The organism is Clostridium sp. MSJ-8 (assembly GCF_018918325.1).
Taxonomy (GTDB): domain Bacteria; phylum Bacillota; class Clostridia; order Clostridiales; family Clostridiaceae; genus Clostridium.
Genome location: NZ_JAHLQH010000001.1, coordinates 1 through 3030, shown reverse-complemented (window position 1 = coordinate 3030; position 3030 = coordinate 1). Strand labels below are relative to the sequence as shown.

The window sequence follows — 3030 nt, the reverse complement described above, 5'->3', positions numbered from 1 at the left end:
TGTTGAACATCAAATTATTTAATGTTAAATTCTTAACTTTATTTGATGTTAAAAGTATTTAATCTAGTCACGATATTTAATATAAATGATGGTAGATATTCATGCTTTATTATGTTTTTAATAACCAAAAAAATCCACAAATATCATAATTGATATTTGTGGATTTTATAATTATCCAAGCTCTATTTCATTAACAGCAAGCATTATTATGTCACTATTAATTGTATTTAAATTTTTTGTATTACCTATCATTAAACTAGAATCACAAATTTTATTGATGATTCTAGGAATGCCATTCGATGCGTTAGCAATTGCTTCAAGCGCTGTTTCATCAAAGACATTGCTTGTACATTTTGCACCATTCAGCTTAGCAGATATATATTCTTTTGCTTCAGTTTTACTAAGATTATCTAAGTTATAATTCATTGTTATACGTTGCCTAAGCGGTTCGTTAGCAACAAGTCTCATAGTATTATTTAATTGAGATAGCCCTACAAGTAGTACTATAGCACGATCTCTTGAATCCATATCAAAATTAAAAAGCATCTTTAAATCATTTAGTATACCATTACTAATATAGTTAGCTTCATCAATTATTATTACAGGAGTTATCCTTTTTTCAATAGCATATCTGTTTATTTCATTTTGTATAATTTTGAAATTATCTATTTTTCTAGCCATAGGTTCTAATCCTAATTGCATAGCTAAATTTTTATAAAATTCTGCAACTGTGAGAGTAGAAAGAGAAGTATAAATAACTTTGTAAAGGGAAGAATTAAGACTATTACACCAATTTCTTATTATTGTTGTTTTCCCACGTCCAGGACCTCCGGTTAGAATTCCGAACCCTTTATTATTAAGTAAATAATTAAGCCTACAAACAACTTCTTTATAATCAGAAGTTTCAACAACTATTTCTTTAGAATTTTTTATAAATGGATTAAAATCCATTCCATATCTACTTATATAATCCATTATTTATTACCTCCTGAAAGTTTTACTTTTTTTCTTTTAACAAGTGAATTGTCATGTTTATTTAGTAATTTTATTTCTGTAAGTTCACCTGTATTTTTATCTACAACATATGCTTTACTTAAATCAGGTGAATATCTTAAAATTATCTTTTGCTTTGAATATCTGTAATCAACTTCATATTCTGTTTCATTTATCATAACTACGTTATCGGCAGACACTCTTCTTTCATATTCAAGTAAGAAGGAAGTTTCTATTTGTTCACTAGTAAGTCTTTTTATAATATGTGATTCTTTAAAGAATCTATCTTGAGGTGATAAACCATTTAAAGAAGAATGGACACGCTGATTATAACTATTAACATATGAAATAAGACTAATTCTAAGCTCATCTAAGTTTTTTAAATCATTCATATTAAGCTGAGACATCCATTGGTCTTTTAATGTTCTAAACCATCTTTCAATCTTGGCTTTAGATTGTGGAGTATAAGGAGCACAATAATTAATAGTAGTTCCTTTTCTAGCTGCGACTAGTTCCATTTGTTTGTTTTTATAAGAAGCTCCATTATCAAAATTTAATATTTTAGGTTTTCCGAATCGTGCAATAGCAGATTTTAAAACTGACATAAGATTTACAAAGTTATCATTAAAAAATACATCTATTCCTGTTATATACCTTGAAGCATCATCTATAAGTGCAATTATATAAACACGTTTCTTTTTACCATCTATTTTTAAATATGGGCCTACACTACTATCACCGCACCATACTTCATTTATATGTTTACGTTCATACCTTCTCATGTCTTTATTTGTTGAATGCTTACTCTCAATTTTAAGATGATTTATATATCTATTAATTGTTGAAAGTGAAACATCACCTTTTAAGATAGTTCCATTATCAAGAAGTTTCTGATAAATAAGAGTTGCAGGAATTCTTGGATATTCTTCCTTTAGGTATTTAATTTGTTCAGTAATATCATTATCTAATTTTCTTGATTTACCAGTATCGCATCGCCTTACAGGCATAAGAGCATCAAATCCTTTGTTTTTATAAGCATAATACCAACGTTCTAAAGTAGCGGCAGCAAATTTAGTATCTTCTCCTGTAGGTGTTGTATATACTTTGCCTGCGGCTTCTCGAAAAAATTCTTTTATACTTTTATTTGCATCATATGTTCCACTTATCAAAGGTGCTAAAATTCCATATCTGAAAAGTGCAATTTCTTTTCTAGTTTTTTCATTCATTTCTGCAAAAACCTCCTTTATATTATTACAATATAAGCTTATATCTACAGAAAATAACAGTAAAACTAGGTTATGTGGGTTTAACAAAATAAAATATTTTGGGTGCATTTTATTTGCATAAATTGACGCTTAAAGTAATTTAAACATTGTTTTGAGATGCTTAGGTCTAGAGAGATTTTGAAGGAAGTGATTATTTCTTTCCAATAATGAATATATTGTTTTATTATGTAACTTATGTTACTTTCATCAATAAATTCATTAGCAACCATAATAGGTTCGAAAGAAGAATTGCTATTGTAAGCCTTAATAACTGAAATTTGATCATTTAGGAGAACTTGTGAATAAGGTACAATGCATTCTGGAAATATAGCATGAGTCTTACCACAATATTTACATTTAACTCTAAGAATTTTTAAAGATATTATACCATTAGGTGTTTTGATTTTTCTGTAATAATATCCATGCTTTATAAACTGTCCGGATGCCTTGCAGGAGCAAGTTAATTTATGAAAATAAATAGTTTCAATAAACTTATCATAATTTTTTTGTGTTAATGACTTGATTTTTACATTCAAATTAGTTATCATTTGTTTATCATAATTTTTTTATGTATAGTAGTAACAAGACTGTGGTAGGTGGTGTTGCTACTATTTTTTTATTCCTTTCTAAAGATTACTATAAAAATATGATAAACCAAAAGGGACAAACATTAAATACTTTGACTATAATTTAGTCATTACAATAATGTCTGTCCTTTATTTATTTTGAATATACAATAACTATTCAACATCATATAAAATGCTATTCTATA

General features: G+C 27.2%; 3 protein-coding genes. All 3 read right to left on the bottom strand.

What is annotated here, in order from left to right; all coding sequences use genetic code 11:
• Positions 1-171: 171 nt before the first annotated feature.
• On the bottom strand, positions 172-975 hold the full coding sequence (locus tag KQI77_RS00010; RefSeq protein ID WP_216387297.1) for an ExeA family protein: 804 nt from the start codon (positions 973-975) through the stop codon (positions 172-174).
• On the bottom strand, positions 975-2219 hold the full coding sequence (locus tag KQI77_RS00005) for a DDE-type integrase/transposase/recombinase (RefSeq protein WP_216387296.1): 1245 nt from the start codon (positions 2217-2219) through the stop codon (positions 975-977). Before KQI77_RS00005 ends, KQI77_RS00010 begins: the two co-directional genes overlap by 1 nt.
• 80 nt (positions 2220-2299) lie before the next feature.
• Positions 2300-2806 (bottom strand): DUF6431 domain-containing protein, encoded by a 507-nt coding sequence (locus KQI77_RS13240; RefSeq protein ID WP_367397254.1) that lies wholly within the window; start codon positions 2804-2806, stop codon positions 2300-2302.
• Positions 2807-3030: the final 224 nt, after the last annotated feature.